Source organism: Pinibacter aurantiacus (assembly GCF_019130065.1).
In the GTDB taxonomy this organism is placed as follows: domain Bacteria; phylum Bacteroidota; class Bacteroidia; order Chitinophagales; family Chitinophagaceae; genus Pinibacter; species Pinibacter aurantiacus.
Map to the genome: position 1 here is coordinate 417623 of NZ_JAHSPG010000003.1, position 24931 is coordinate 442553.

The window sequence follows — 24931 nt, forward strand, 5'->3', positions numbered from 1 at the left end:
GGCGAATGCGATTCGCCCCTACGGCATTCATAATGTTTACGGATATTCCTTCATCAATTGCATCAACACACCATTCGTCCAGCCGAAACCATCCTGCGATGGATATTCGCCGCCGCCAGCTGCTGCATCAATATTTTCAACATTGTATTTCTCCATCATTTTGCCGGTGGCTTTATAAACCTTTATATTCAGGTCGATCCAGCGTTTGGCGATCTCTTTGGCAAGATCATTTTTCCCGTATTGCTCCAAACCTTTGATGGTCATCCATTCCAGCGGTGCCCAGCCATTTGGCGCATCCCACTGCTGGCCGCTGTTTTTAAGCGTTGTAACAACACCGCCCGGTTTTAAAAATTTCTTTTCAACAATAGCTGCTGCTTTTTCAATCCTCTCTTTTGGTGCCAGCGCAAAGTAAAATGGCGCGATGCCGGCAATCGTCATCGAATTACTCAATGCTTTCCCGCTGATGTTGTAATCGTAATACCAGCCATCAGCTGAGTTGTATAAATATTTGTTGATAGCGATTTTTCGTTTCTCTGCAATTTGCGTGTACAAATTTGCCCTCAATAAATCGCCGGTTGCTTTGTATGATTTTGATAAAGTAATTTCCAAATGATACAACAAGCAATTCAAATCTACCGGTAAGAAGTTGGTCGTTTCGATGGTTGAAATGTTTTTGCCATCGGCAAACCATCTTGTGCTAAAATCCCAACCACTTTCTGCTGCTGAGCGCAGGCTTCTGTAGCGTGCCTTTTTAACTGCTTCACTTGCTTTTGCACCAAGCTCTACATCTTCTCTGTAACTCTCCTGGCGCGGCGTTTCGTATTGATCGTAGTACCTGTTTAAAACATCTCCATTCGGCATTTTCACAACGTGCTTTGTTGGTGCCGTTTTGTCCATCCAGTAATCGTATTCACTTTGCAATGGACGCTGGTATTCTGCATACACTTTATCGCCGCTTTTCTTTGCCAATAAATCGAGCATCAAAGAAAAGAACGGCGGCTGCGACCTGCTTAAATAATAGGTGCGATTACCGTTGGGCACATGTCCATACTGACTTAGAAGCCACGAAAAATTATTTACGAGATTTTCAATCATGGCATTTTCGCCACTTGCTTCAAGGCCAAGCATGGTGAAATAAGAATCCCAATAATATACTTCGCGGAACCTACCGCCCGGAACAATATATGGATTAGGCAGCGGCAACAATGTACTTCCCGCTACGGCGTTGTCCGGATTTCTTTTGAGCACTTGCCACAGTTGTTTGATATGCGTTTGCACATCCACGTTCTTGTCTGTTTTATAATTGTCAGACGGAGCAACGGGCAAATCGAAATTATCTTCCACAAATTTCTTCAATGAAAAATCTGCAGCAGGAGCCTTCTTGATTTTTGCATATTCTTCTGCAATTTCGGCAGGGGATCTTTTGGCCGTGCAATCCACAAACGTTTTGCCATCAGGGAAAATGCGGTTCATTTGCACATCCACAAACAACTCACCGTATAGTTTATCCGGCGGTATGGTGTCCTGTGCATTTGCTGATATGGCAATAGAAAGTGGAATGGCCATGGAATAAATCATTCGCTTCATAAGTAGGTTTTCTAAACAAATATAAATAGCCAGAGTTCATTTAATAACTGAATAATTGAATAACTGAATAACTGAGTTCGACCATGGAATCTTTACCACTATAACAATGGTTAAAATACTATAGGCACTCTTGAACGATCAACCCTTCAGTTATTCAGTTACTCAGTTATTCAGCTATTTGTAAATAAAAAAGCGCTGGCTCTCACAAGGCCAACGCTTCAATTATTTTGCCGGAAAAAAACTAGAACAATCCGTACAACTGCGAATCAATTTTGTTGATTATATCACCCAAATGTTCTTCGTTTTCTGCGAATTTGTTTTTATCAACGTCTATTACCAATAACGGACCTTCTTTGTAAGATTCGATCCATTTGTTGTAATAGTCGTTCAGGCGCTTCAGGTAGTCCAGCCTGATATTTTCTTCGTATTCCCTTCCGCGTTTTTGTATTTGCGCAACCAATGTTGGAACAGATGCCTGCAAATAGATCATCAGGTCAGGAGGCTGCACCATCCCCTTAAGGGTTTGGAAAAATTTATAGTAGTTGTCAAAATCGCGTTTATTCATCAATCCCATCTCATGAAGGTTTGGCGCAAATATGTTTGCATCTTCATAGATCGTTCTGTCCTGAATAACGGTTTCTGTTCCTCTGTGAATATCCAGCAGCTGATTAAGGCGGCTGTTCAAAAAGAATATCTGAAGATTGAAGCTCCAGCGGGGCATGTCTTCATAAAAATCATTCAGGTACGGGTTGTGGTCAACATCTTCAAATTGCGGTATCCACTTATAATGCTTGCTCAGCATTTCCGTTAAAGTGGTTTTACCAGCACCGATGTTTCCGGCAATCGCTATGTGTTTGGGTTTTTTTGCTTTAGCCATGAAATAAAATGTAAAACAGTCAAATTTTATTAGGGTATGTAAATTAATAAACTAATCCCATGTGTTCTCTAACCTTCTCCATGGTTGCATTAGCGCTCTTTCTCGCTTTTTCCGCACCTTTTTCCATCACTTCTTTCAAATACTTTTCGTCTGTGCGGATGCTTTCTGCTTTTTCACGGATAGGTGCGATGAATTTCACCATATCTTCTGCCAGCTGCTTCTTCATGTCGCCGTAACGGATAACGCAATTATTGAAATCGCTTTCAAATTTCTCGATCACATCTTTCTCACTTACCAGGTTCATCAGCAGGAAAATGTTTTCGATATAATCGGGCTTCACCGAGTTTGGTTCGGTAGGACCGCTATCTGTCTTAGCCTTCATTACCTTTTTGCGGATAAGGTCATCAGAGTCCGCCAAATATAATGTCGCATTCTGGTTTTCGCTCTTACTCATTTTTCCTGCACCATCAAGACTGGGCACTTTTACCAGCGCCTGCCCAAAGTTGAACGCCTGTGGTTCGGGGAAAACATCGCCATAACGGTGATTGAACCTGTTGGCATACGTACGTGCAATTTCCAGGTGCTGCTCCTGATCCTTACCAACCGGCACCAGCGCTGCGCGGTGAAGCAGGATATCTGCCGCCATCAACACAGGGTAAGTCAGCAAACCGGCATTTACGTTATCCGGTTGTAGTCTTACCTTGTCTTTAAAAGTAGGCGTTTTTTCCAGCTCACCTTTGTAAGCCAGCATATTCAAATAAAGGTATAGTTCGCTTGTTTCACGAACATGGCTCTGGCAGAAAAGCGCTGCTTTATCAGGATCAAGACCCGAAGCAATATTCTCAGCCAATACGCGATGCACATGTCCTTTTAACTCTTTTGTATCAGGATGTGTAGTAAGCGAATGCAGATCCGCTACCATAAAATAACATTCATATTCATCCTGCATGCGCACATAATTGCGCAATGCCCCAAAGTAATTGCCCAAATGCAAAAACCCCGTGGGACGGATGCCACTCATTACTATCTGTTTTTTCCCTTTTTCCATAACCGGGCGAAGATAAGAATTTGAAAATTTGAAAATGTGGAAATTTGAAAATGGAAGTACAGAATGCGGGAATTTGAAAATATGAGAATTTGAAAATGGAAGGTGCGGCAAGCCTGCTGGTTTTCGACAGCCGCCATTGCATAGGAATTAAATAATTGTCAAGAAAAGTATGCAGCACGCCCAATTTTCAAATTTTCAAATTACCATATTTTCAAATTGGTTTCCCGTATTTTTGGAATATGGAAGTAACAGATAAATTAGTGGACAACCTGGCGGCATTATCCAGATTAAGCTTTAATGAAGCGGAAAAGCAGGAAATTAAAAGCGATTTGGAAAAAATGATTGCTTTTGTGGAGAAGCTTCAGGAGGTGGATACGACGGGCACAGAGCCTCTATTACACATGACCAGCGTGACTGATGCTTTTCGTGAGGACGTGGTTAAAGGTTCCATGCCTAAAAATGAGGCGTTAAAGAACGCTCCTTTGGCAGATTCTGACTATTTTAAAGTGCCGAAAGTAATTCAGAAATAGTGGAAAATTGAAAGTTGAAAACGTTTTTTAGTTGAGAATTGAGAGTTGAGAGTTGAGAGTTAGAAATGAATTCTAAACTGAATGATTTTGTCAAATTCACTCTCAACTCTCCATTCTCAACTCTCAACTAATTCAAAACTCATAACCTCTCTATGGATCAATCTATCATTCATCTTGAAAATATCCAGAAAAGCTACTTTATGGGAAAACAAGCGATTCCCGTACTCAAGGGAATATCGTTGGATATTTTCAAAAATGAATACGTTGCCTTGATGGGGCCTTCCGGCTCTGGTAAAAGCACACTGATGAATATTCTAGGTTGCCTTGACTCCCCCACTGCCGGAAGCTATATACTCAACGGAAGCAATGTGAGTACCATGACAGATGATGCCCTTGCCGAAGTACGTAACAAAGAGATCGGCTTCGTTTTCCAACAGTTCAATTTGTTGCCCCGCCTAACCGCAGCAGAAAATGTGGCACTGCCATTGATCTATGCGGGTATTGCAAAAAAACAAAGACTTGAAATGGCAAGAGAAGTGTTGGCAAAAGTGGGACTGGCAGATAGAAGTCATCACAAACCAAATGAGATGAGTGGTGGCCAGATACAGCGTGTGGCCATTGCCCGCGCGCTGGTAAACAATCCTTCCATCATCCTTGCCGATGAGCCTACCGGAAACCTTGATTCCAAAACCTCTGTTGAGATCATGGAACTGTTCGGTAGCATACAGGCAGCTGGAAATACCGTAGTACTTGTTACCCACGAAGAAGATATCGCCGCCTATGCCCGCCGGGTTGTTCGTTTACGCGACGGTCTGGTAGAGACGGATAAACGCAGGGAGATGGCTGCGGCGCACTGAATAACTGATTAACTGAATAACTGAACTTTAAACTACAATCAGTCATTCAATTATTCAAAGACCAGTTGCCAGTCGCAATTTCATCAAGGTATCCAATATACAGCCTTTCAGTTATTCAGTTAATCAGTTATTCAATTATTCCTCATGGCTACTAAAATCTACACCAAAACAGGTGACAAAGGAACAACCTCTTTAATAGGCGGTACAAAGGTTCCAAAATCTCATATTCGTATTGAAACATATGGAACGGTTGATGAATTGAATTCGTACATCGGGTTGGTAAACGACCTGATCACGGACAGTCATAGCAAAATTTTACTGAAAGAAATACAAGATCGTTTGTTTACCGTTGGCTCTTCGCTGGCATGTGATCCTGATAAAGAGCCTTCGCTCAAAATTCCAGATCTTAAAGAAAGTGACGTTGAATTACTGGAAAAAGAAATAGACAAAATGAACACCGTTTTGCCGGCGATGAAGCATTTCATTTTGCCCGGCGGTAGTGTGGCAGTTTCTCACACACATATCGCACGCTGCGTTTGCCGCCGCGCTGAAAGGTTGTGTGTAAACATGCAGTTCCAGGAATTGGCTGTTGAAGCTGTTGTGATTAAATATTTGAACAGATTGAGCGACTACCTTTTTGTATTGGCGAGATATGTTGCCCATCTAGCAAATGTGGAAGAGATTGCATGGAGGCCGAGGGTGTAAATGTCAAACGCTGAATGCTAAACGCCAAACGCTTAACGCACACGCAAAAACTCCTGCGTAGTTATAAATTCTCCATGTTGAGATAACTCCTTTATTAGTCTTATCATTCTTTCTTTCAAAACATTGTTTGCGCTGTGGCGCTTTGTGTAGACCGGCACTTTGTATTGACTGATGTCTGTCAGTTCCCACGGATGAAAGTAGAGACACAAATAACCATCATGTTTTAATGTTTGAATCGCCAGATTCTTAAACACCGTATAAGGAAGATTTTTAAACGCCAGCCAAAAAAGGGGAATGCGTAAACTCGGCGACACCGAGGTTGGCACACGTACTATATTTTCTTCTTTGTAAACGGTTCGCGATATTTTCAGGTTGTTATATCTGCCGGGCAAATAGGTTGGATTAATGGAAGAATCGTATGTGTAGCCTGCGGCAAATACATCGCTCATATCTACTTTTCTCAGGCGCGGCATGCGGAGTCCGGTTACTTCAGTTTTACAAATGTCACTTAGCACCTTGCGACTTTCCAGCAAATGCGAAGTTTCATACTTCGAATGATAAAAAGTGTGAGAAGCGATCTCGTGTTTGGCAGCCAGCACCAGCATTTCCGCAGGATAATGTTGTGCGAAATCAGCCGTCGTAAACAAGGTGGTTTTGACATCAGTTACAGTCAAAACATCCTGCATACTTTGCAGACCGCGAAAGCCGGTTGCCATTTGCTCACCAGCTGAAATTGCTTGCCCATATTCCAGCGGAAAATCAAATTCTTCTACATCAAAACTGAGCAGTATGTAAGCCGGTTTGTTTTTCAAATTTTGCCGATAATGTTGATCAAAGATGCAGAGAAAATTACTCAAGTTGACAACGTAAATAACAGGTACGCCCCTTCGTACTCAAAACTCATCACTCACAACGTTGCTATGCAATAATATCAGACAATTGCTCAGCTTGTACAACAGTTGACATATTTTTCTCTCTGTCAAATCTTCGGCGCTGCTTTACAAGTTGAACAAAATTTTTCAACTCCGTTTTCAATACTTCATAGCGCATGTTTGAAAACTCTACATTATCTCTCAATGACACCTCATTTACCTTAATGCGAAGATTTCTGTAAGTAACCAATTGCAGAAACTCCGTGTCAATAAGAAATCTATTGATGGTAGTGGAAAGAAATGCGTTTTTACCAGCTTCGTTAAAAGCCTTGATTCCCGATTGGGTATCATTGATGTGTAATGAGAGGAAGTTTCTATTGAGCCAGGAACAACCTTTGGAGATGAGCCATCTTTTCACCGGCAATTTCTTGTAGTATGTGTGATTGCGCTTTCCGGTAACTACTTCGTAACCTTTTTGAAGGTCAACATACATTTTTAAAAGATCCTCGTGCTCGTAGGGAAAATCAAAATCTGTCAGAACTACATAAGGTGCGGATGCATTTTCCACGCCCGTTCGGAGCGCATAGCCCTTGCCCATGTTTTCTGCGTAGGAAATAAATGTCATCGAAGGATCTGTCTCAGAGATTACCTCAAAAAGATTTAGTAGTTCCGGCGTTTCAAATCCATCGTTTACGATTACGAATTCTATGTTAACAGACTCGGGAAAAATAGCCCTTGTTTTAGTAACATTTTCCAAAAAACGATGATGCCAGTTCGGGTTGGGTTTGTACAACGGTAGTACAAAAGAAATATCTTTGCTGCTCATTAATCGGGGTTAAAGATTATTTGCAATTTACCGTAAAATTTACCTAATAAACCCGTAAAAAGCCCAGTTTTTTTCCAACTATTAACAAATTTCAGCGCAAGTTTTTACATAACTGTTTTTAAACATATATACAACGCTCAAAACTAACATTAAATAATCAATATTTAAACACTGATCAAATCCTTTGGCCTTAGAAAGACCTAATACAGTGATTATTGATTATCAGCAATTTACATTTCCTACGCCTTCGGTATTATCTAAAAAGGTTCAGGTTATTCAGAAAGGATTTGATAAGCTTTGCGATTTCGAAATGAAATTCTTCCAGGGCAAAGTGTCCGGTGTTGAGCAGGTGAAGTTCCGCATCTGGTAGATCTTTTTTGTAGGCGATTGCACCCGCTGCCGTAAACAAAGCATCATTTTTACCCCAGGTTATAAGTGCAGGAGGTTGATTCGTTTTTAAATATTCCTGCCATTGAGGATACTGTGTAATGTTGTTGCGATAGTCGTACAATAAGTCGACCTGTATGTCTTTATTTCCTTCTCTTTCCAAAAAATATTGGTCGTAGTGATAAGCATCAGGGCTTATGCGTGAAGGATCTTCTGCGCCATCGAGATATTGCATCATAGTGCCTTCCAGTGACATCATTTGACGCATAGGCGCTTCTGTTGTCTCATTCCTGTTTGCCCAAAGCCTTTGTCCATCTTCAGTTGCGGGCCCTAATCCTTCTTCATATGCGTTTGCATTTTGGATCAGCAACGCCTCTATTAATTCAGGTCGACGAAGAGCAATCCTATAACCAACCGGTGCACCGAAATCCTGCATGAACAAAGCGAATCTTTGCAATTGCAGGGCATCAATAAATTTTTCGATGGTCACAGAAAGATTGTCGAAAGTGTAACTGTATTCGCTTCGTGAAGGCATGTCGCTGTTTCCAAAGCCAGGATAATCCGGAGCAATTAAATGAAATTCATCGGACAAGTCATTTATCAAATCACGATACATGTGAGAGGAAGAGGGAAAGCCATGCAGCAATAAAATTGTTGGTGCATCAGGGTTTCCGGCTTCGCGATAAAATATTTTTACGCCTTCGATATTGACTGTTTTATAACGAACGGTTCTATTGATTGTTGAAGTGATCGTAAGCATTGTGTAAGGTTTTATGGCTCGTGAAAAAAGGTGTTGTAAGAGAGCGATGAAACATTTTTTGATCATCGCTCTTAATAAGTTTAGTACGCTACTGTAAAGCGCTGGCGAATGAATTTTCCATTTTCTATTTCATCAAGAATTGCGATAGAAAGATCTTCTACTGAAATTTTACTTTCGTGATTCGCATCAAAAACGGGTTGATCATTACCTGTACGATATTTTCCGGTACGGCCGGTGTCAATTCCCGGATGCATTAGAATCGCGGGACTAAGGAATGTCCAGTCCAGTTCGTTTTCTTTTTTTATGATATTCAGATAATCTCTCGCTGCTTGTGCGCCCGCCTTGTATTCTGCGGGGAATTGTGGAGTATCTACCAATTGAACACCGGGAGCAATTTCCAGGCTGCCTGCGCCACCAATCACCAGTACTCTTTTCACACCTGACTTCTTCGCTGCTTCCTGAATGGCCTGTGATCCTTTCAGAAAATCGTTGTAGATGTTGGGATTTGTCCAGCCCGGATTGTAAGCACTAATGATCGCGTCGTTTCCTTTCAAAACAGCAGCGAGTTCGTCTGCGTTAAAAGCATCTGCTTTCACTACAGTTAACTTCGGATCTTTTGCTTTTACATTTTCCGGATGACGAACAATGGCCGTTACATGATGACCACGATTTAAAGCTTCTGCTACTACATGTGACCCAACAAAGCCTGATGCACCAATTACTGCTAGTTTCATAATTTTTGTTTTTTAAAATTTATATTGTAATATCTTTTGTTACAGTTTTAATCAAAAAAAAGTCAAGTGAATTTGCCGGCAAATTCGGCAAGCGTTTTTTTGCCGAGTTTTTGCATTAAGGTATCTTCTACTTCATTGTACAAACTATCGAGATGTTTGTTTATTTGCTTTCCCACTTTGCATTTTGGATTTGGGTCTGTGCGTTTTGTTCCCAGCGCAGATTCCTGCCTTACTGCTTCGTAAATTTCTGATAAGTGAATTTTGTTGGCCGGCTTTGCGAGATATACGCCGCCATTCTTTCCCTCCTTGCTTTCCACCAAACCATGCTGGCGCAAATTGCTCAATTCTTTCCTCACAAGTACAGGATTGATATTGATGCTGCCTGCAATCCACTCGGAAGAGTGAAGTTCATCTCCCATCAGATCTAATAATGTGAGAATGTGAAGTGATATTGCAAAACGGCTGTTACTCAACTGTAATATTATTTGTTACAGTAAAGGTAGGGAGATTTTTTTTAAAACAAAATCTTTTTTTGATCCGGTGAGTTCAAAACGGTGCTTTATTTGAAAATTTGAGGATTTGAAAATTTGAAAATTCTTTCTGCGCAACTGCCATTTTTCAAATTAACTCCAAACTATCCGATAGAAAATAATAAATTAGGAAAAACGCGCCTAACGCATTTTCAAATTTTCAAATCCTCAAATTTTCAAATTACAACAACATCTTCCCGTCCTTCATGTGCAACACCCTGTCGCTCATTTGGGCCAGCTCTTCGTTGTGGGTTACAATGAGGAAGGTTTGATCGAATTGTTTGCGCAGATCAAAAAACAGCTGATGAAGTTCCCTTGCATTTACAGAATCCAGGTTTCCTGTGGGCTCGTCGGCAAAAACAATTTTAGGGTTGTTGATCAGCGCCCTTGCCACGGCCACCCTTTGCTGCTCGCCGCCTGAAAGCGCCTGTGGTTTATTGTCTTTCCGGGTGCCAATGCCCAGTATCTCCAATAGATGTTCAGCCCTGTCTGTAATATCTTTTTTCTTCTTTCCTGCTATCCAGCCGGGGATACAAACGTTTTCCAGCGCCGTAAATTCGGGTAGTAAATGGTGAAACTGAAAAACAAAACCTATGTGGGTATTGCGAAATGCCGCAAGCTTTTTGCCTGAAAGCTGGTGATAGTCCACCTTTTCGAGGGCTACACTCCCGTTATCGGGCTTGTCAAGTGTGCCCAAAATATGAAGCAAAGTGCTTTTACCGGCGCCTGAGGAGCCCACGATACTTACTATTTCGCCTTTATTGATGTCTATGTCCACCCCTTTCAATACTTCCAGACTGCCATATTTTTTGTGGATATCCCGGGCTTTGAGCATGCTTTTTATATTTCGGTTTTAATAAGGAATGTATCAAAAATCACCGCGGTTGCTGCATTTTAGGACACATAAAGCAATATTAATAAAAACTTTATGACCACCCATAATATCAGATTTGGAAATACCATTTTAACCACTACTTTTGCGAAAAAATTAGGTAAATGCAAATATTCCGTTTGCCTTTACGTTTACTAATAAAAAAAGTAGAAAGATGTTCTGGACACTCGAATTAGCATCCTATCTTGAAGACGCACCCTGGCCAGCTACCAAAGATGAATTAATTGATTATGCCATCCGTAGCGGCGCTCCGATCGAGGTTGTTGAAAACTTACAGGAACTGGAAGATGAAGGCGAAATATATGAGGGCATTGACGACATTTGGCCCGATTATCCTTCGCAGGAGGACTTTTTCTTTAATGAGGACGAATATTAATTAATAAGGATAAGATAACCTTCGAAACATATTCTGCCGCTCACGAGTCGTGAGCGGTTTTTGTTTTTCAATAATCGAATAATTGATTCATTGAATAATTGAATTCAGGGCGCTTCTACCTTTATCGGGTTTTTCACTCAATTATTCATAAATCAATTATTCAACTCTTCCCCCCGCGGCAGTTTCATTCTTCTTATAAAACGTCATTCGAAGATGCACCAACACTTCTTCATATCTGGCTGATCCCAACACAGACAACCCTTTAACGGAAAATTACGTTTGTTTATAAAAGGAGTTATTAGTTGATAGTTATTAGCCTTTCGTATCGATCAGTCGTCATTGAAGCCTATCAACCAACAACTTCAAAGTAACAACTCTCTAACAATTAATTCATTAATTTCAAAACCAGTATTGCTGGCTAGCGGAATTAAACTATTTTAAAAATATTGATTCAAACTAAGGTAAAAGTAACATTCATGAAAGGATATAAATTTCTCGCAGCATTGTTGTTCGCTATTTCCATTTGCAGCTTTTCGTACGCCCAGCAATACACGCCAGAAGCTTCGGGCTCTAAGATCGGATTTGGCATTAAAAATTTGGGAGTGACCGTTCACGGTGCTTTTAGTGGCCTTGAGGGAGACATAGTCTTCGATCCTAATGAGCCTTCAAAATCGTCTTTTAATGTACACGTCGATTCTAAATCGATCAATACGGATAATGATATGCGTGACAACCATCTACGCAAGGAGGAATTTTTTAACGTAGAAAAATACCCGCATTTAACATTCGTAAGCGAAAGCATTTCAGGTTCTGGCAAAAGTTTTAATGTGAAGGGAAAACTAACGATAAAAGGCGTTGCAAAAGAAGTAAGCTTCAAATTCACAGCCACTCCGCAGGGCGAAACTTATGCTTTTAAAGGGAATTTCGAGCTCAATCGCCGCGACTTTGGCGTAGGAGGTAGCAGTATCACCATGTCAGATAAAGTTAACGTAGAACTGGTTGTAGTCGCGAAAAAGAAATAATATCTTTCGATATATCAAAGAGGCCATTTCTTAATGTAGAAATGGCCTCTTTTTATGGAATAATTATTTGATTATTCAGCGTTTTCCAACCCTAATTTATTCATGATCTCCATGCTAATTCCTGTTGATGAATATCCACCATCATGGAAAAGGTTTTGCATTGTAACCATACGTGTAAGGTCTGAGAACAGTGAAACACAGTAGTCCGCACAAGACGCTGCATCCGCATTGCCCAAAGGAGCGATTTCGTTTGCAAAATCAAAGAAATCACCAAAGCCTTTAATGCCGCTACCTGCTGTAGTTTTGGTTGGAGATTGTGATACAGTGTTGATACGCACTTTCTTTTCTACACCATAGTGGTAACCAAAGCTGCGTGCAATAGATTCAAGCATTGCTTTGATATCAGCCATATCTGTATAGAAAGGATAGGTACGTTGCGCCGCCATATAAGTAAGCGCTACCACACTTCCCCACTCATTTATAGCATCCAGTTTGCGTGCAACGCTCAGCATCTTGTGCAGCGACATTGCAGAAACATCAATTCCTTTCATAAAATATTCATAGTTAGATTCCGCATACGGTATCTTTTTACGAATATTTACGCTCATCCCTATCGAATGTAAGACAAAGTCAATTTTACCGCCCAACACTTCCTGGGATTTTACAAACAGGTTTGTAAGATCATCTACATTGGTAGCGTCAGCAGGAATGATCTCAGATCCGGTTTTTTCTGCCAACACCTTAATTTCGCCCATGCGCATTGCAATTGGCGCATTGGTTAAAACAAAAGTAGCACCTTCTTCATGCGCTTTTTCAGCTACCTTCCATGCAATAGAATTTTCATCTAATGCACCTGTGATGATACCACGTTTCCCTTTTAATAAATTGTAAGCCATATTGAATTATTAAACTAATTAGTTCTTTTGGGCGGCTAAGATAAGGCAAAGTGAAAAGTAAAAAATAAAAAGTAAAAAATTGTCCTTACAGCCATGTTGGCCTTTTGCCACAACTCTAAGGCATTTAGCACTTTCTTCAACCTTGAATTTTCAATTTTCCCCGCCTGACTGACATCGTCGGGCAGGAACTTTCAATTCCCTATACTCCTACCATTTCGCGGGCGTTTTCCAGCGCTGCTGCGCTCGGCTGCTCTCCGCCCAGCATCTTCGCAATAGCCGTTACACGCTCATCTTTCGACAGCTGCCTGATGTTTGTTTTAACACGTTCGCCAGCCATTTGTTTATAAACGAAGAAATGGGCGTCTGCTTTTCCGGCAATTTGCGGCTGGTGGGTAATGGAGATCACCTGGCGTGACGTTGACAGCTCCTTCATGATCACTCCTACCTGTTTGGCCGCCTCGCCTGAAATACCGGTATCGATTTCGTCAAAAATCATGGTTGGCAGGTCCATAGATGCCGCCACCAGCGATTTTATGCAAAGCATCAGCCTGCTCAATTCCCCGCCGCTAGCCACTTTGCGAACCGGCGCAAATCGATTGCTTTTGTTGGCATCGAACAGAAATTCGATATTGTCAAACCCGTATTCATGGAGTGCGCCTTCTTTGCTGCCGGTTATGTCTGCTTTTAGGCGGGCATTTGGCATACCAACCTGTGTGAGCAAACTATTTACTTTATCTTCAAAGGGTTTTGCCTGCGCCCTGCGTTTTGCAGATATTTTCTCCGCAAGCTCAACCGCTTTAGCCGTTAGCTGGTTTACTTCCGCTTCGATCGCGGCAATTTCTTCATCCACATTCAGCGCAGCCTGTAATTTGTTTTCGAGGTCATCCTTTAAAGCGAGTAACTCCGCGGTTGTATGCAGGCTGTGTTTTTTAAGCAACTTGTAACCAAGCGTCAATCTTTCATTCAAGTGCTCCATTCGCTGCGGATCGTGATTCACTTTATCGTTGATGCTTTCGGTTTCGTCGGCAATATCAGACAGCTCGATCTGCGCAGCCAGCAAGCGTTGCACGATACCGGGAAGTGATGAATGATAATCTGTGTATGGTTGCAGGCTATTTGCAATTTGCTTCAAATGCTGCACAAGCGGTTGCTCACCATCGCTCAGTTCGTAAAATACTTTAGTGAGCGCTGCTTTAATATTTTCGGAATTACTCAGCAGTTTTAACTCTGCATCAGCTTCCTCCAATTCATTTTCTGACAAATTTGCCTCTTCGAGTTCGCTGTATAAAAACCTGTGGTAATCGGCTTCTTTGTTAAACGAATCTTTTTGCGATTTTAAATCCGCCAGTTTCCTTCCGGCTTGTTTTAGTTGTGTGTAAACGCCGTAATATTTTTTCAGCAGGTCTTCTGTTCCGGAAAGCGCATCAATGGCTTCTCTCTGGAAATCAGATTCGCCCAATGCCAGGGTATCAAATTGCTGGTGCAGGTCTACCAGCATGCTGCTCAATTGTTGCAACTGGCTAACTGTAACGGGCGTATCGTTTATAAAAGCTCTTGATTTGCCATTCACGGCAATTTCTCTTCGAATAATTATCTGTTCTTCTTCATCAAGATCATTCTCTTTTAAAAACCTTGCGATGCTTTTTGTATGGGCCTTGAAATAGCCTTCCACGTAGCATTTCTTATCTTTTTGCAACAGCACATTGCTATCCGCACGTTCACCAAGAATGAGCGACAATGCGCCCATTACAATGGATTTACCGGCACCGGTTTCGCCGGTGATGATATTCAACTTATCTGAGAAATGAATATCTATTTCATCAATGATCGCGTAATTCTGTATGTAAAGTCTTGACAGCATGAATTCACATTTTTCAAAAGCCATGCAATGTACAAAGTAAGGCGCATGCTTTTATTTTTTACTTTATTCGTTTTGCACTATTTGTGCATAATTTTTCCAATAAAAAATTTGACTTGAGAAAACTTTCGCATATAAAAAAACGCTCCGTTTTCTGAAGCGTTTTTGCAATGACTTATTTATTCTATCAACGAAATGCAAAAATTGCAAAGATTGCAAACACGTAGAAAGCAATCAAAACGATGATGATTATGCTATAAAATCTAAAGAAAGTTTTCAAATTACCAAATGATGAGGTCAGCAACACCTGATCATTTGTATCGAGCGCCTGAAGTACCTGGGAAGCGAATCTGAACCTGTAAATGTTAGGTAAAATGGTTAGTGTGGCCAGAATTGATATGTAGAGAAATACAACAACGCCTCCGCCTAAAGCATATGCCATAGATGAATTTCGTCCGGTAAAACTTGCGCTGAAAGCGCTGTACAGGCCTCCAAGAATTATTAAACCGCCAAAAATAAAACAAAGGATAGCGAGGAACTTATTCCATTTGGCAGTTTCGCGCAGGTACCTATCGCTTTGTGTGTCGATCGTTAAACTTACATCGAGTAAAGAGGTTTCTGTGTTTTCCATGATAAAGGGTTTTAGATTGGCGCAATTTACAAATCCAATTAATAATTAATAATTAATAATTAATAATTAATAATTAATTGGGCAGTTTGCGAAACGAATTGCGACAAGACGAATGACAAATAACATGTTGGGCGCTGCACCTATTAATTCTTAATTATTAATTATTAATTTGCACGACACCCTTCTTTTATAGTAAACTAAAATTCAACATGAGAATTCTGACCGCAACATTTACGATGCTGATGATGGCGCTTTGTGCAACGGCGCAAACGACCAATCAGCAGGACTCTGCATGGATTACGCAGAACTACACAAAAGTGGAAAAATTAATTCCAATGCGCGATGGTGTTAAGCTTTTCACTTCTATTTACATTCCAAAAGATTCATCTGAAAAGCATCCGGTATTGTTTGGCCGTACGCCTTACTCCTGTGCGCCTTATGGCGAAAAGTTCCGGAACTTCTGGGACACGCATTGGAAATATTATATGCGTGAAAACTACATCGTCGTAATCCAGGACGTGCGTGGTCGTTGGATGAGCGAGGGAGAATTTGTGGACGTTCGTCCTTTTGTTAAAGATAAAAAAACGAACAAGGATATTGATGAAGCCAGTGATACGTATGATGCCATCGACTGGATGGTGAAAAATATTAATGGCAACAATGGAAATGTAGGTGTGATGGGCATTTCCTATCCGGGTTTCTACTCCACAATGGCTGCGGCTTCGGGGCATCCGGCATTAAAAGCCGTGAGTCCGCAAGCGCCGGTTACGGATTGGTTCATGGGAGATGATTTCCACCACAACGGAGCGTTTGCTTTAATGGATGGCATTGCATTCTATTTGGGTGGATTCGGATATCCGCGCCCTGTTCCAACTACAAAAGGACCTGTTTCTACGTTCCAGGGTTCTTCGGATAACTACGACAGATTTTTGCAAATCGGCGCACTTTCCAATGTGACGAAGCTGGCCGGCGATAGCATCCAATTTTTCAAGGACATGTTTGCACACCCCAACTACGATGCATGGTGGCAGGCTCGTAATGCACGTGTGAGCATGTACGATGTAAAGCCTGCAATGCTTACGGTGGGCGGCTTGTTTGATGCAGAAGATTGCTATGGCGCATGGAACCTGTATAAGGCAATTGAAAAACAAAGTCCGGGCAGCAACAATAAATTAGTGATCGGGCCGTGGTTTCACGGTCAATGGTCGAGAGGTGATGGTTCCTACCTGGGCAATGTGAAATTTGGAAGCCGGACAAGTGAGTGGTATCAAAACAATATTGAGATTCCTTTCTTCAATTATTATTTGAAGGGCAAAGGAAATGATCCTCGTTTGGCAGAGGCCACCATTTTCTTTAGTGGTGAAAACAAATGGAAAACATTTGACCAGTGGCCGCCTGCTGCTGCACAAAACCAGGAAATTTATTTACAGCCGGACGGCTCTTTGGCCTGGAGCAAACCTTCTACTGGTAATAGTTTCAGCGAATATGTAAGTGACCCTGCACATCCTGTTCCATACACAGAGGACGTTCATTATTCAAGAACAAGAGAATACATGACGGATGACCAGCGCTTTGCTTCACGCAGGCCTGATGTGGTAACTTTTGAAACAGCGCCACTTACAGAAAATCTTACTTTGGCTGGGCCTGTAATTGCAGACCTTTTGGTGAGCCTTAGCTCAACGGATGCAGATTTTGTTGTTAAGATCATTGACGTTTTTCCTGATGATTTTAAATATCCTGATTATGCCCCGCAACCGCAAAGAGGTGTTGGTGGTTCTTACCCGATGGGCGGTTATCAAATGCTCGTGCGTGGAGAAATCATGCGTGGAAAATTCCGCAATAGTTTTGAAACGCCTGCACCTTTCAAAGCGAACAAAGTTGAAAAAGTAAAATTCACTTTACCTGACGTTGCGCACACTTTTGAAAAAGGTCATCGCCTGATGATCCAAATTCAAAGTTCATGGTTCCCGATCTTCGATCGCAACCCGCAACAATTCATGAATATTTATGAGGCAAAGGACAGCGACTTTAAGAAGGCTACGATCAGAGTGTTTCATGATGCGGGGAATAGTTCGGGTGTGATTTTGCCGGTGGTGAAATAATTGAATAACTGAGTAACTGAATAATTGATGGGAGCCTGCACCGTCATTGCGAGACCTGCAGAGAATCAGTGTTAGGTTACATAAAACATCTTGTACATAATGTATGCGGTCGAAGCAATCTCAGCGGGCTGCCGGGATTGCTTCGACCGCTCACCGATTATTCAACGTTGCTTTTATTATTCGAACATTCATTCTTCGCAGGTCTCGCAATGACGGTGTAACATTCACGAAAATGTTTAGTCACTCAGTTATTCAGTCATTCAGTTATTCAGTCATTAAAAAAAGAAAGCCCCGATGATAACACCGGGGCTTTCTTTTTATATAAGTGGTTCTTATTTCACTTCTATTGTATCGTTCAAATCTCTGTCAACCAGTACACGGCCACAGTTTTCACAAACGATGATTTTTTTGCGTTGTTTGATCTCGCTCTGACGTTGAGGAGGAATTGCGTTAAAGCAACCACCACAAGCATCTCTTTCTACTGGAACTACTGCCAAACCGTTGCGATAGTTTTTGCGGATGCGATCGTAAGAATTCAACAAACGTTCGTCTACTTTTTCACGAGCTTCAGCAGATAATTTGTTGTAGTGTTTTTCTTCTTTTTCAGTTGTACCAATGATTTTCTCAAGCTCGTCTTTTTTGTGCTTAAGAACATTTTCTTTTGTACTCAAAGCTTTTTTTGCTTTATCAAGAGCAATCACTTTATCGGTAGTTTCTTCCTGAGCGTCTTTGATGTGCTTTTCAGCAAGCTTTACTTCAAGCTGCTGCATTTCAATTTCTTTATTGATCGCCTCAAATTCGCGGCTGTTCTTTACGTTAGTGCTTTGCTTTTCGTATTTTTTGATCAGCTCTTCAGATTCTTTTATCGCATTTTTCTTTCCTGCAATAAATTCATTTATCCCGTTGATCTCTTCTTCTACTCTTGTTTGACGAGCCGTTAAACCTGTTATCTCATCTTCCAGGTCACTTACTTCCATTGGCAATTCCCCTTTCAACACCTGGAGTTCATCCAGCTTGGAATCAATTTTCTGAAGCGTAACCATTGCGGTTAATTTTTCTTCAACTGAGAAATCTTTTACAGTTGCCATATATTATTTTGAAGTTTGAAGTTTGTGGTCTTAAAAGAAATAACGCACCGGATTGGTGGATAAATTCGTTTTAAGGACGGCAAAGTTAGGAAAATTTTGCTGTAATATAATATATAATAGCTCAATCGTGTACTGTTCGCTCTCAAAATGACCGACATCTGCCAAAACCATCCTGTCATTCGCATCAAAAAATTCGTGATATTTCACGTCAGCGGTTATGTAGAAGTCTGCCCCTGAAGCTAAAGCCTTGTTAATCAGGAAACTACCGGCACCCCCGCAAACTGCTACTTTCTTTGCCTTCCGGTCCGTCAGCTTTGTATGTTTTACCACCGGAACCTTAAAAACGGACTTGATCTGGGCGAGAAAAGCCTTTTCGTCCATTGGCTCAGCCAAATCTCCGATCATTCCCGATCCGATCTGCATATTCGGGTTGGCAAGCGAAACCACATCGTAAGCCACTTCCTCGTAAGGATGTGCCTTTTTCATGGCTTTTACTACGGCATTTTCGAGGTAAGCTGGGAAAATGACTTCGAGCTTAAGTTCAGGCTCTGTATGGCGCTCCCCTATTTTCCCAACAAAGGGATCGGTTCCCTCCTGTGCTTTAAATGTGCCATTTCCTTCAGCAGCATAGCTGCATTCGCTATAATTGCCAATATGACCGCCGCCAGCCTTAAAAATAGCATTGCGTACATCCTCTGCCTGTGCCACAGGCACAAAAGTGTACAATTTCTTAAGTGTATTTTGTTTGGGCAGTAAAATGGAAACATTTGTGAGGCCCAGCATTTCAGCAATCTTCCCGTTTACGCCATCCGCCACATTATCGAGGTTGGTGTGAATGGCATAAATGGCAATATCATTTTTAATGGCTGCGATGACCGTTTTTTCAACGTAATTTTTGCCGTTTATTTTTTTGAGTCCGCCAAACACAATCGGGTGGTGAGCCACGATGAGATTTACCTTCCTTTCAATGGCTTCATTCACTATCGCTTCTGTTGCATCAAGCGTTACCAAAACGCCGGTACAATCCCAACCCGCAGAGCCTGTGAGGAGGCCGGCATTGTCGTAAGACTCCTGGTAAAAGGGGTCTGCTTTTTGTTCGAGAACGGAAATGATATCGGCGATCTTCATGCTTAAGAGTTGTTTGTTGTTAGTTGATGGTGTTAGGCTTCCGAAATGCCGTGGTTCGTGTCTTCACGACCCGCCTGCTAAGCTGCCTGATAGATTACGGTTCGTAAAGACACGAACCGCGGCTTCAGTTGTTGGGCTTTAATAACGGCCATTCAGTATAAAAAATCTAACAGCCCAAAAATAAGAAAGTTGCTAGTTTATAGTTCCTGCCCGACTGAAGTCGTTCGGGCGGGGTTGGTTGTTAGACTTCAATAGCGACTGCTCGAAAATAAAATCTAACAACTAATAACTATCAACTAACAACCTTTTTGTGCAGCATCGTAAGGTTGCAGGGCGAATGCGATTCGCCCCTACGGCACCCTAATTACTGTATAATCTCTTCCGTGTGCATTAACTTGCCGGTCTCTGAAACACCTTCAATTGTTACGCGCAGTCTTTTTGAAATATCGTTGTTGTAAAATTGAATCGTGGTTCTTTTGGTAACCTTATCCAGCAGAATATATGGTTTCCAGTAAAGGGTTGTACGCAAATCATCAATTGCATCCAACGGTGATTCCACCGCATAATTCGGAGAAGAGAATTCTTTGATGTCGGAATATCCAAGGATCGCGGAAGACTCAAGTCCCTTGATGTTGGCTGTGCTTGCGCCACCGCCTCTTTTGGTATAGATAGCGATACCTCCGTTTCCTCCGCCTGTACCCATAAATGGCGGACGGAAAACTTTGATGTACGCAACGTCGGTCATTGGAATGTTTTGTATCTGCTCAGCGTCTGTTGACATTTCATCCAGGTACAGACCCGGTGCACCTCCGCGCCACGTAAGTGAGGTAGTTCCGCCGCTTGTGTTGATCATCAAACCGGGCACTTTACCCTGCAAGTATGTGAAGATGGAATAAGCGCTGCTTGCAAAAGGATCATTGGCCGGGTCAAAGCTGTAACCATCTCCGCCTTTAAACAAACCGTTTGCGTACTTATCATCGAGCTTGTCCTTTTCAGAACGCACTTTTCCTTTTACTACTACTTCCTGCAGCGTTTGCGTTTTTCTATCTCTGTCTTTTCCTGCATTAATATAGCCCTGGCCAACGAGATAGCTTTGATGCAATGTGTTGCTGTCAGGTAAGCTCACACCTGCCAAAAGTGTTTTATCAATGGCCATGCTCGAGCTTCCTTTAACCAGGCCATTGTCTAAACGAAGTGACGCTCTCTCTGCCAATGCGCTGTTTTTATTGAACGTATAGTAAAGATTAGCTTTGCCAAAGAAGACCAACCCTTCTGTATTGAATCGTCCGGTGGAATCAAGTTCGAGGAAAAACATTTGTTTAGATGAATCCGGCATTTGCAGGATCGCGTTCATCATTTCACCCTTCTTAAACCTGTTTTGAGAAACGCCATATGCCTGTCCGTTAAGCGAAAGAAATTTATCAGGTTGATATTTTAATGAAGGAAAATTCTTCGCCATGATCTTATCCCAGTTGTACCTGCGCCAGCCGTTCGTAAGCATTACAAGGTCACGGTGATTTTTTACACTGTCGCTCGGATTGGAAAAATAATAGTACGGGCGATAAATGTTTCCTCTCAATTCGCTTGTCATTAAAAAGCGGGACACGATGTTGTCATCTTCCATTTTAGGTTGATACACATCAGCATCTGTAATTGAAACGGAAAGATTGCTTTTTACGGTGTCATCTACTTCTATGTCAATTTCATTTTTTCCACGTTTGGTCAGTTGTATGGATTTTTTGCGAACGTTAGCATCAAACTGGTAGTCATTGTTATCTACAAATGTTATTCTTTCTGCAACCGGCTTCCAGTCTGCATCAAACAAAGTAAGCTGCATGATACAGCTTGGCAACTGAGTGGATGGAATTTCACCCGTCATTTCTCCGCTTTCTTTCACGTGAAGGTTGGCCATATATACCACTTGCTGGTTCATCATGGCAACGATATGCATCGTGTTTAGCGCATCACCTCCACCTCCTGATCTTCTGATGGTAAAGTTTTTTGTATCCAGTCCGTCAGAAACTTTTATCACGGCCCCGTTGCTTTTTGCAGCAGGCAGATCAACTGATTGATCCTTTCCAAAAACATCTTTCCAAACAGCTTTATAAGTTGTGTTGGCCTGGGGTGTAATTGTTACACTTCCCATACCATCGTGAATAGATTTAAACGCAGCAACTTTTTGTCCGGCAGAGCTTACTATGTTACCGTTTATGTTTACAGGATATCCATTGTTGTCAACTGCTTTGAACGCCACTACGGATTCTATGCCGTTCACCAAATCACCACCTTCGGGAAAAAAACGAAGCGATACAGAAGTTGCCCTCTCTGGTTTTCCGGAAGCACCTTTATTGATGATCTTGATGGCTTTTGTAAATAAAAATGCAGTGTCGAAATTCAACTGCCAACGTGTGTATGCTTTTACGTACAATACGGACTTTGTGTAATTGGGAGCGATGTCAAAACTTCCCATGGCAGATGATTCTATGATGGGCGCCACCTTTGAGTTGAGCACGTTGCCATTATCATCTACCAGGTCAAAGTACATGTTGGTGCTAATGGTAGATGGCCATAAGCCGCTCATTAAATATGCTTTGAACCAAATGGTTTCACCTGCATTGTAATAGTTCTTATCGAAATGTACGTGTGCCCTTTCCACGGGGTAGCGATCGCTGTACACCATCATCAATGAGTCGAATCGCTGGGCAAACATGCGACCAGGAATTATCAACAGGCAAATTATCGCTAAAGACTTTATAAGTTTTTGAATCATAATAGCTTCAAGTTGGTAAACAAACTAAGGGTTGAAGATATATTTTTGTGTTGAAACGCAATTTACGTTAACAAGATATTTCAACAATAGCAATTTTTTTGCTTGCTTTATTACCGATAAAACTTGAATTATGCCCAATCCATATGACGCGTATCGCGAAAAGTTGCAGCAAATAGCAGATGTAAGGTATTCTTTGGCCGTGCTGCAGTGGGACCAGGAAACTTATATGCCTGCGAAAAGTGCCGGTACACGTGCCCGCCAGATTGCCACGTTGAGCGAAGTTGCCCACAACATGCAAACAGATTCTGCGCTGGATTCATTGCTCGAAAAATTGCAGGAGGATAAAAATTTGAGCGAGGATGAAAGGAAAAACATAGAACTCAGTCTGTATGATATTAACCAGCAAAAGAAACTGCCGGGGAGCTTTGTAAGGCAAATGAGCGAAGCCATTTCTCAAAGCTACCAGTTTTGGCTGGATGCAAGAAAGCAAAACAAATTCGGCATATTCGAAGAGAGCCTTTCCAAACTGGTCGACCTGAAAAAGCAGGAAGCAAATTATCTTGGTTACGAGAATCATCTTTACAATGCATTATTAAACCAATATGAACGCGGCGCAACGGTGGCGATGATCGATCCTGTTTTTAATAATATCCGTCAGCCACTAAAAGAATTGATTGATGAGGTGGGCAAAAAGTCGCAGGTTGATGATCATTTTTTACAACAGCATTTTGATAAAAACCAACAATGGAAATTCAGCATGCAGCTGCTAAAAGAAATGCAGTTTGATTTTGAAGCTGGCCGCCAGGATATTTCAGAGCATCCGTTCACTACGAACTTCAGCAGCGAGGATGTGCGTTTAACAACACGCATTGATGAAAAAGATATCAGTAACATGACGTGGAGCTGCATTCACGAGCTTGGCCACGGCCTGTACGAACAAGGATTGCCGGCAAAAGAATATGGCCTGCCATTGGGCGAATATGCTTCGTTGAGCATTCATGAATCTCAATCAAGACTTTGGGAAAATAATGTGGGCAGAAGCTTTTCATTTTGCAAATACATGTTCCCTTTGCTGAAATCCTATTTCCCAACGGAGATGCAAAAGGTTTCTGTAGAACAGTTTTACCGTTCTATCAATAAAGTGCAGCCTTCTCTGATAAGAACTGAGGCCGATGAACTAACCTATCATTTTCATGTGATCATCCGCTACGAGCTGGAGAAAAAATTAATGGAGAACAGCATTACGGTTAAAGACATTCCTGCTTACTGGAATGGGCAATACAAAAAATACCTTGGTGTAGATGTGCCGGATGATAAGCGTGGCTGCCTGCAGGATGTTCATTGGAGCCACGGAAGTTTTGGCTACTTTCCAACGTATAGTTTAGGCAGCTTGTATGCTGCGCAATTTTTTAACACTGCCTCATCACAGCTTAAAGAGCTGCAAAATGAAATTGTGGCGGGAAATTTTGCACCACTACTGCAATGGTTGCGTACAAACATTCACCAGCATGGGCGCAAGTTTACGAGTGAGCAATTGTGTGAGCGTGTAACCGGCGAACCGTTGAACATTGATCATTTCATGAAATATGCCAGGGGGAAATATTTGGGAATATACACGCCGTAGGGGCGAATCGCGTTCGCCCTGCTGCACCCTGAAGGTGCACGAGTGAATATCAAGCGGCTGCACATTTCCATACATCATATTGCAACAAAAAAGAGACATGTGTGAGTGTCTCTTTTTTTGTGTTACAGCATCGGGGTGCTTCCGGGCGAATGCGATTCGCCCCTACTACTGACCCAATAATTTATTGATCACATACACCACGCCACCATCACTTGACTTCATACTTTCACCCAGTGCGGCAGTTCCGAGGTTCAATGGTGTACCAGCGGCATTTTTTACATTTCCTGCCTTGATATCATCGGCGCTTACATTTCCAGGTACTACATATTGTTGCAACATATTGGTGAGCTGGCTTTTGTTTTCCGGCTTCATCAGATCCTGCACACTTCCCACGTTACCGCCCAGCGTTGACAGCGCATCGTTGGTTGGCGCGAGCAATGTATAGGGGCCTTTGCTCCCCAAAATACTGTTTATACCTCCTGCACTTTTAATGAGGCTGCTTATGCCGCTTAAATTTGGATTGGATGCGAGGGTGCTCAACAATCCTGCAGATGAGGAGCAACTGACATTAATGATGGCAATGCACATTATCAGAATGGCAAAACGGGTTATTAATTTCATGAGCTTTTTATTCCTCTAACAACTGTCCTAAAAAAAAGTTTCTGCGAGGAAACTTTAATATTTCCGTGTGCCGACGTAATGGCAAATAGTTGTTAACGGTTATAACAAATGACAATAGTCGTACGTTATTATCTGTAGATTATTAACCTGAATACCTGAATCTATATTAAGATCATATTATTCAACGCATTATATTGTTTTACTGATTAA

At 41.8% G+C, this 24931-nt stretch carries 23 protein-coding genes; 7 read left to right on the forward strand and 16 right to left on the reverse strand.

What is annotated here, in order from left to right; translation table 11 throughout:
- Nucleotides 1–36: 36 nt before the first annotated feature.
- The 3 genes from treF to trpS form a co-directional block, all read right to left on the reverse strand.
- Entirely contained in the window at nucleotides 37–1587 is a 1551-nt protein-coding gene (gene treF, locus KTO63_RS07600) for an alpha,alpha-trehalase TreF (RefSeq protein WP_217790631.1), read from the reverse strand.
- A gap of 241 nt (nucleotides 1588–1828) precedes the next feature.
- A complete protein-coding gene (locus tag KTO63_RS07605; RefSeq protein WP_217790632.1) occupies nucleotides 1829–2464 on the reverse strand; it encodes a deoxynucleoside kinase in 636 nt (211 codons plus the stop codon).
- A 43-nt stretch (nucleotides 2465–2507) separates the two neighbouring features.
- Entirely contained in the window at nucleotides 2508–3512 is a 1005-nt protein-coding gene (gene trpS, locus KTO63_RS07610) for a tryptophan--tRNA ligase (protein WP_232373074.1), read from the reverse strand.
- A 239-nt stretch (nucleotides 3513–3751) separates the two neighbouring features.
- Here trpS and gatC point away from each other — a divergent pair, with 239 nt between their 5' ends.
- From gatC to KTO63_RS07625, 3 genes are all read left to right on the forward strand, one after another.
- Nucleotides 3752–4042, forward strand: coding sequence for an Asp-tRNA(Asn)/Glu-tRNA(Gln) amidotransferase subunit GatC (gatC, locus tag KTO63_RS07615; protein WP_217790633.1), 291 nt, complete (start codon nucleotides 3752–3754; stop codon nucleotides 4040–4042).
- Between the two features lie 152 nt (nucleotides 4043–4194).
- Nucleotides 4195–4899 (forward strand): ABC transporter ATP-binding protein, encoded by a 705-nt coding sequence (locus KTO63_RS07620; protein WP_232373075.1) that lies wholly within the window; start codon nucleotides 4195–4197, stop codon nucleotides 4897–4899.
- A gap of 144 nt (nucleotides 4900–5043) precedes the next feature.
- Nucleotides 5044–5604 carry a cob(I)yrinic acid a,c-diamide adenosyltransferase gene (locus tag KTO63_RS07625; RefSeq protein ID WP_217790634.1) on the forward strand — a complete coding sequence of 187 codons (561 nt, stop codon included), beginning with the start codon at nucleotides 5044–5046 and terminating at the stop codon, nucleotides 5602–5604.
- 32 nt (nucleotides 5605–5636) lie between these two features.
- Here KTO63_RS07625 and KTO63_RS07630 read toward each other — a convergent pair whose 3' ends face one another.
- From KTO63_RS07630 to KTO63_RS07655, 6 genes are all read right to left on the reverse strand, one after another.
- Complete coding sequence (locus KTO63_RS07630) at nucleotides 5637–6416, reverse strand: DUF3473 domain-containing protein (RefSeq protein WP_217790635.1); 780 nt, start codon at nucleotides 6414–6416, stop codon at nucleotides 5637–5639.
- Between the two features lie 106 nt (nucleotides 6417–6522).
- Entirely contained in the window at nucleotides 6523–7302 is a 780-nt protein-coding gene (locus KTO63_RS07635) for a glycosyltransferase family 2 protein (protein ID WP_217790636.1), read from the reverse strand.
- A gap of 253 nt (nucleotides 7303–7555) precedes the next feature.
- Nucleotides 7556–8449, reverse strand: a complete 894-nt coding sequence (locus KTO63_RS07640) for an alpha/beta fold hydrolase (protein ID WP_217790637.1) — start codon at nucleotides 8447–8449, stop codon at nucleotides 7556–7558.
- A gap of 80 nt (nucleotides 8450–8529) precedes the next feature.
- Nucleotides 8530–9183, reverse strand: coding sequence for an NAD(P)-dependent oxidoreductase (locus KTO63_RS07645; RefSeq protein ID WP_217790638.1), 654 nt, complete (start codon nucleotides 9181–9183; stop codon nucleotides 8530–8532).
- Between the two features lie 62 nt (nucleotides 9184–9245).
- Nucleotides 9246–9656 (reverse strand): RrF2 family transcriptional regulator, encoded by a 411-nt coding sequence (locus tag KTO63_RS07650; RefSeq protein ID WP_217790639.1) that lies wholly within the window; start codon nucleotides 9654–9656, stop codon nucleotides 9246–9248.
- A 238-nt stretch (nucleotides 9657–9894) separates the two neighbouring features.
- Nucleotides 9895–10548, reverse strand: coding sequence for an ABC transporter ATP-binding protein (locus KTO63_RS07655; protein WP_217790640.1), 654 nt, complete (start codon nucleotides 10546–10548; stop codon nucleotides 9895–9897).
- Between the two features lie 211 nt (nucleotides 10549–10759).
- On the opposite strand from KTO63_RS07655, the gene KTO63_RS07660 reads away from it, so the two are divergent.
- Nucleotides 10760–10981 (forward strand): DUF2795 domain-containing protein, encoded by a 222-nt coding sequence (locus KTO63_RS07660; protein WP_039131553.1) that lies wholly within the window; start codon nucleotides 10760–10762, stop codon nucleotides 10979–10981.
- Between the two features lie 476 nt (nucleotides 10982–11457).
- Nucleotides 11458–12003: a YceI family protein gene (locus tag KTO63_RS07665; RefSeq protein WP_217790641.1), complete on the forward strand. Its 546-nt coding sequence runs from the start codon at nucleotides 11458–11460 to the stop codon at nucleotides 12001–12003.
- A 71-nt stretch (nucleotides 12004–12074) separates the two neighbouring features.
- On the opposite strand, the gene KTO63_RS07670 is transcribed toward KTO63_RS07665, so the two are convergent.
- The 3 genes from KTO63_RS07670 to KTO63_RS07680 form a co-directional block, all read right to left on the reverse strand.
- Nucleotides 12075–12899: an enoyl-ACP reductase FabI gene (locus KTO63_RS07670; RefSeq protein WP_217790642.1), complete on the reverse strand. Its 825-nt coding sequence runs from the start codon at nucleotides 12897–12899 to the stop codon at nucleotides 12075–12077.
- 199 nt (nucleotides 12900–13098) lie between these two features.
- Complete coding sequence (gene recN / locus KTO63_RS07675; protein WP_217790643.1) at nucleotides 13099–14760, reverse strand: DNA repair protein RecN; 1662 nt, start codon at nucleotides 14758–14760, stop codon at nucleotides 13099–13101.
- Nucleotides 14761–14944: 184 nt separating this feature from the next.
- Nucleotides 14945–15388: a hypothetical protein gene (locus KTO63_RS07680; RefSeq protein ID WP_217790644.1), complete on the reverse strand. Its 444-nt coding sequence runs from the start codon at nucleotides 15386–15388 to the stop codon at nucleotides 14945–14947.
- Nucleotides 15389–15597: 209 nt separating this feature from the next.
- Here KTO63_RS07680 and KTO63_RS07685 point away from each other — a divergent pair, with 209 nt between their 5' ends.
- Nucleotides 15598–17490 carry a CocE/NonD family hydrolase gene (locus KTO63_RS07685; protein WP_232373076.1) on the forward strand — a complete coding sequence of 631 codons (1893 nt, stop codon included), beginning with the start codon at nucleotides 15598–15600 and terminating at the stop codon, nucleotides 17488–17490.
- Between the two features lie 332 nt (nucleotides 17491–17822).
- On the opposite strand, the gene KTO63_RS07690 is transcribed toward KTO63_RS07685, so the two are convergent.
- From KTO63_RS07690 to KTO63_RS07700, 3 genes are all read right to left on the reverse strand, one after another.
- Nucleotides 17823–18578: a zinc ribbon domain-containing protein gene (locus tag KTO63_RS07690; RefSeq protein WP_217790645.1), complete on the reverse strand. Its 756-nt coding sequence runs from the start codon at nucleotides 18576–18578 to the stop codon at nucleotides 17823–17825.
- Nucleotides 18579–18608: 30 nt separating this feature from the next.
- Nucleotides 18609–19706 (reverse strand): Nif3-like dinuclear metal center hexameric protein, encoded by a 1098-nt coding sequence (locus KTO63_RS07695; protein WP_217790646.1) that lies wholly within the window; start codon nucleotides 19704–19706, stop codon nucleotides 18609–18611.
- A gap of 364 nt (nucleotides 19707–20070) precedes the next feature.
- The gene (locus KTO63_RS07700; RefSeq protein ID WP_217790647.1) at nucleotides 20071–22476 is read right to left on the reverse strand and encodes a hypothetical protein; all 2406 of its coding nucleotides are present in this window, start codon (nucleotides 22474–22476) and stop codon (nucleotides 20071–20073) included.
- A gap of 130 nt (nucleotides 22477–22606) precedes the next feature.
- Here KTO63_RS07700 and KTO63_RS07705 point away from each other — a divergent pair, with 130 nt between their 5' ends.
- Complete coding sequence (locus KTO63_RS07705) at nucleotides 22607–24100, forward strand: carboxypeptidase M32 (RefSeq protein ID WP_217790648.1); 1494 nt, start codon at nucleotides 22607–22609, stop codon at nucleotides 24098–24100.
- Nucleotides 24101–24265: 165 nt separating this feature from the next.
- Here the strand turns inward: KTO63_RS07705 and KTO63_RS07710 are convergent, their stop codons facing one another.
- The gene (locus tag KTO63_RS07710; RefSeq protein ID WP_217790649.1) at nucleotides 24266–24721 is read right to left on the reverse strand and encodes a fasciclin domain-containing protein; all 456 of its coding nucleotides are present in this window, start codon (nucleotides 24719–24721) and stop codon (nucleotides 24266–24268) included.
- Nucleotides 24722–24931 lie beyond the last annotated feature (210 nt).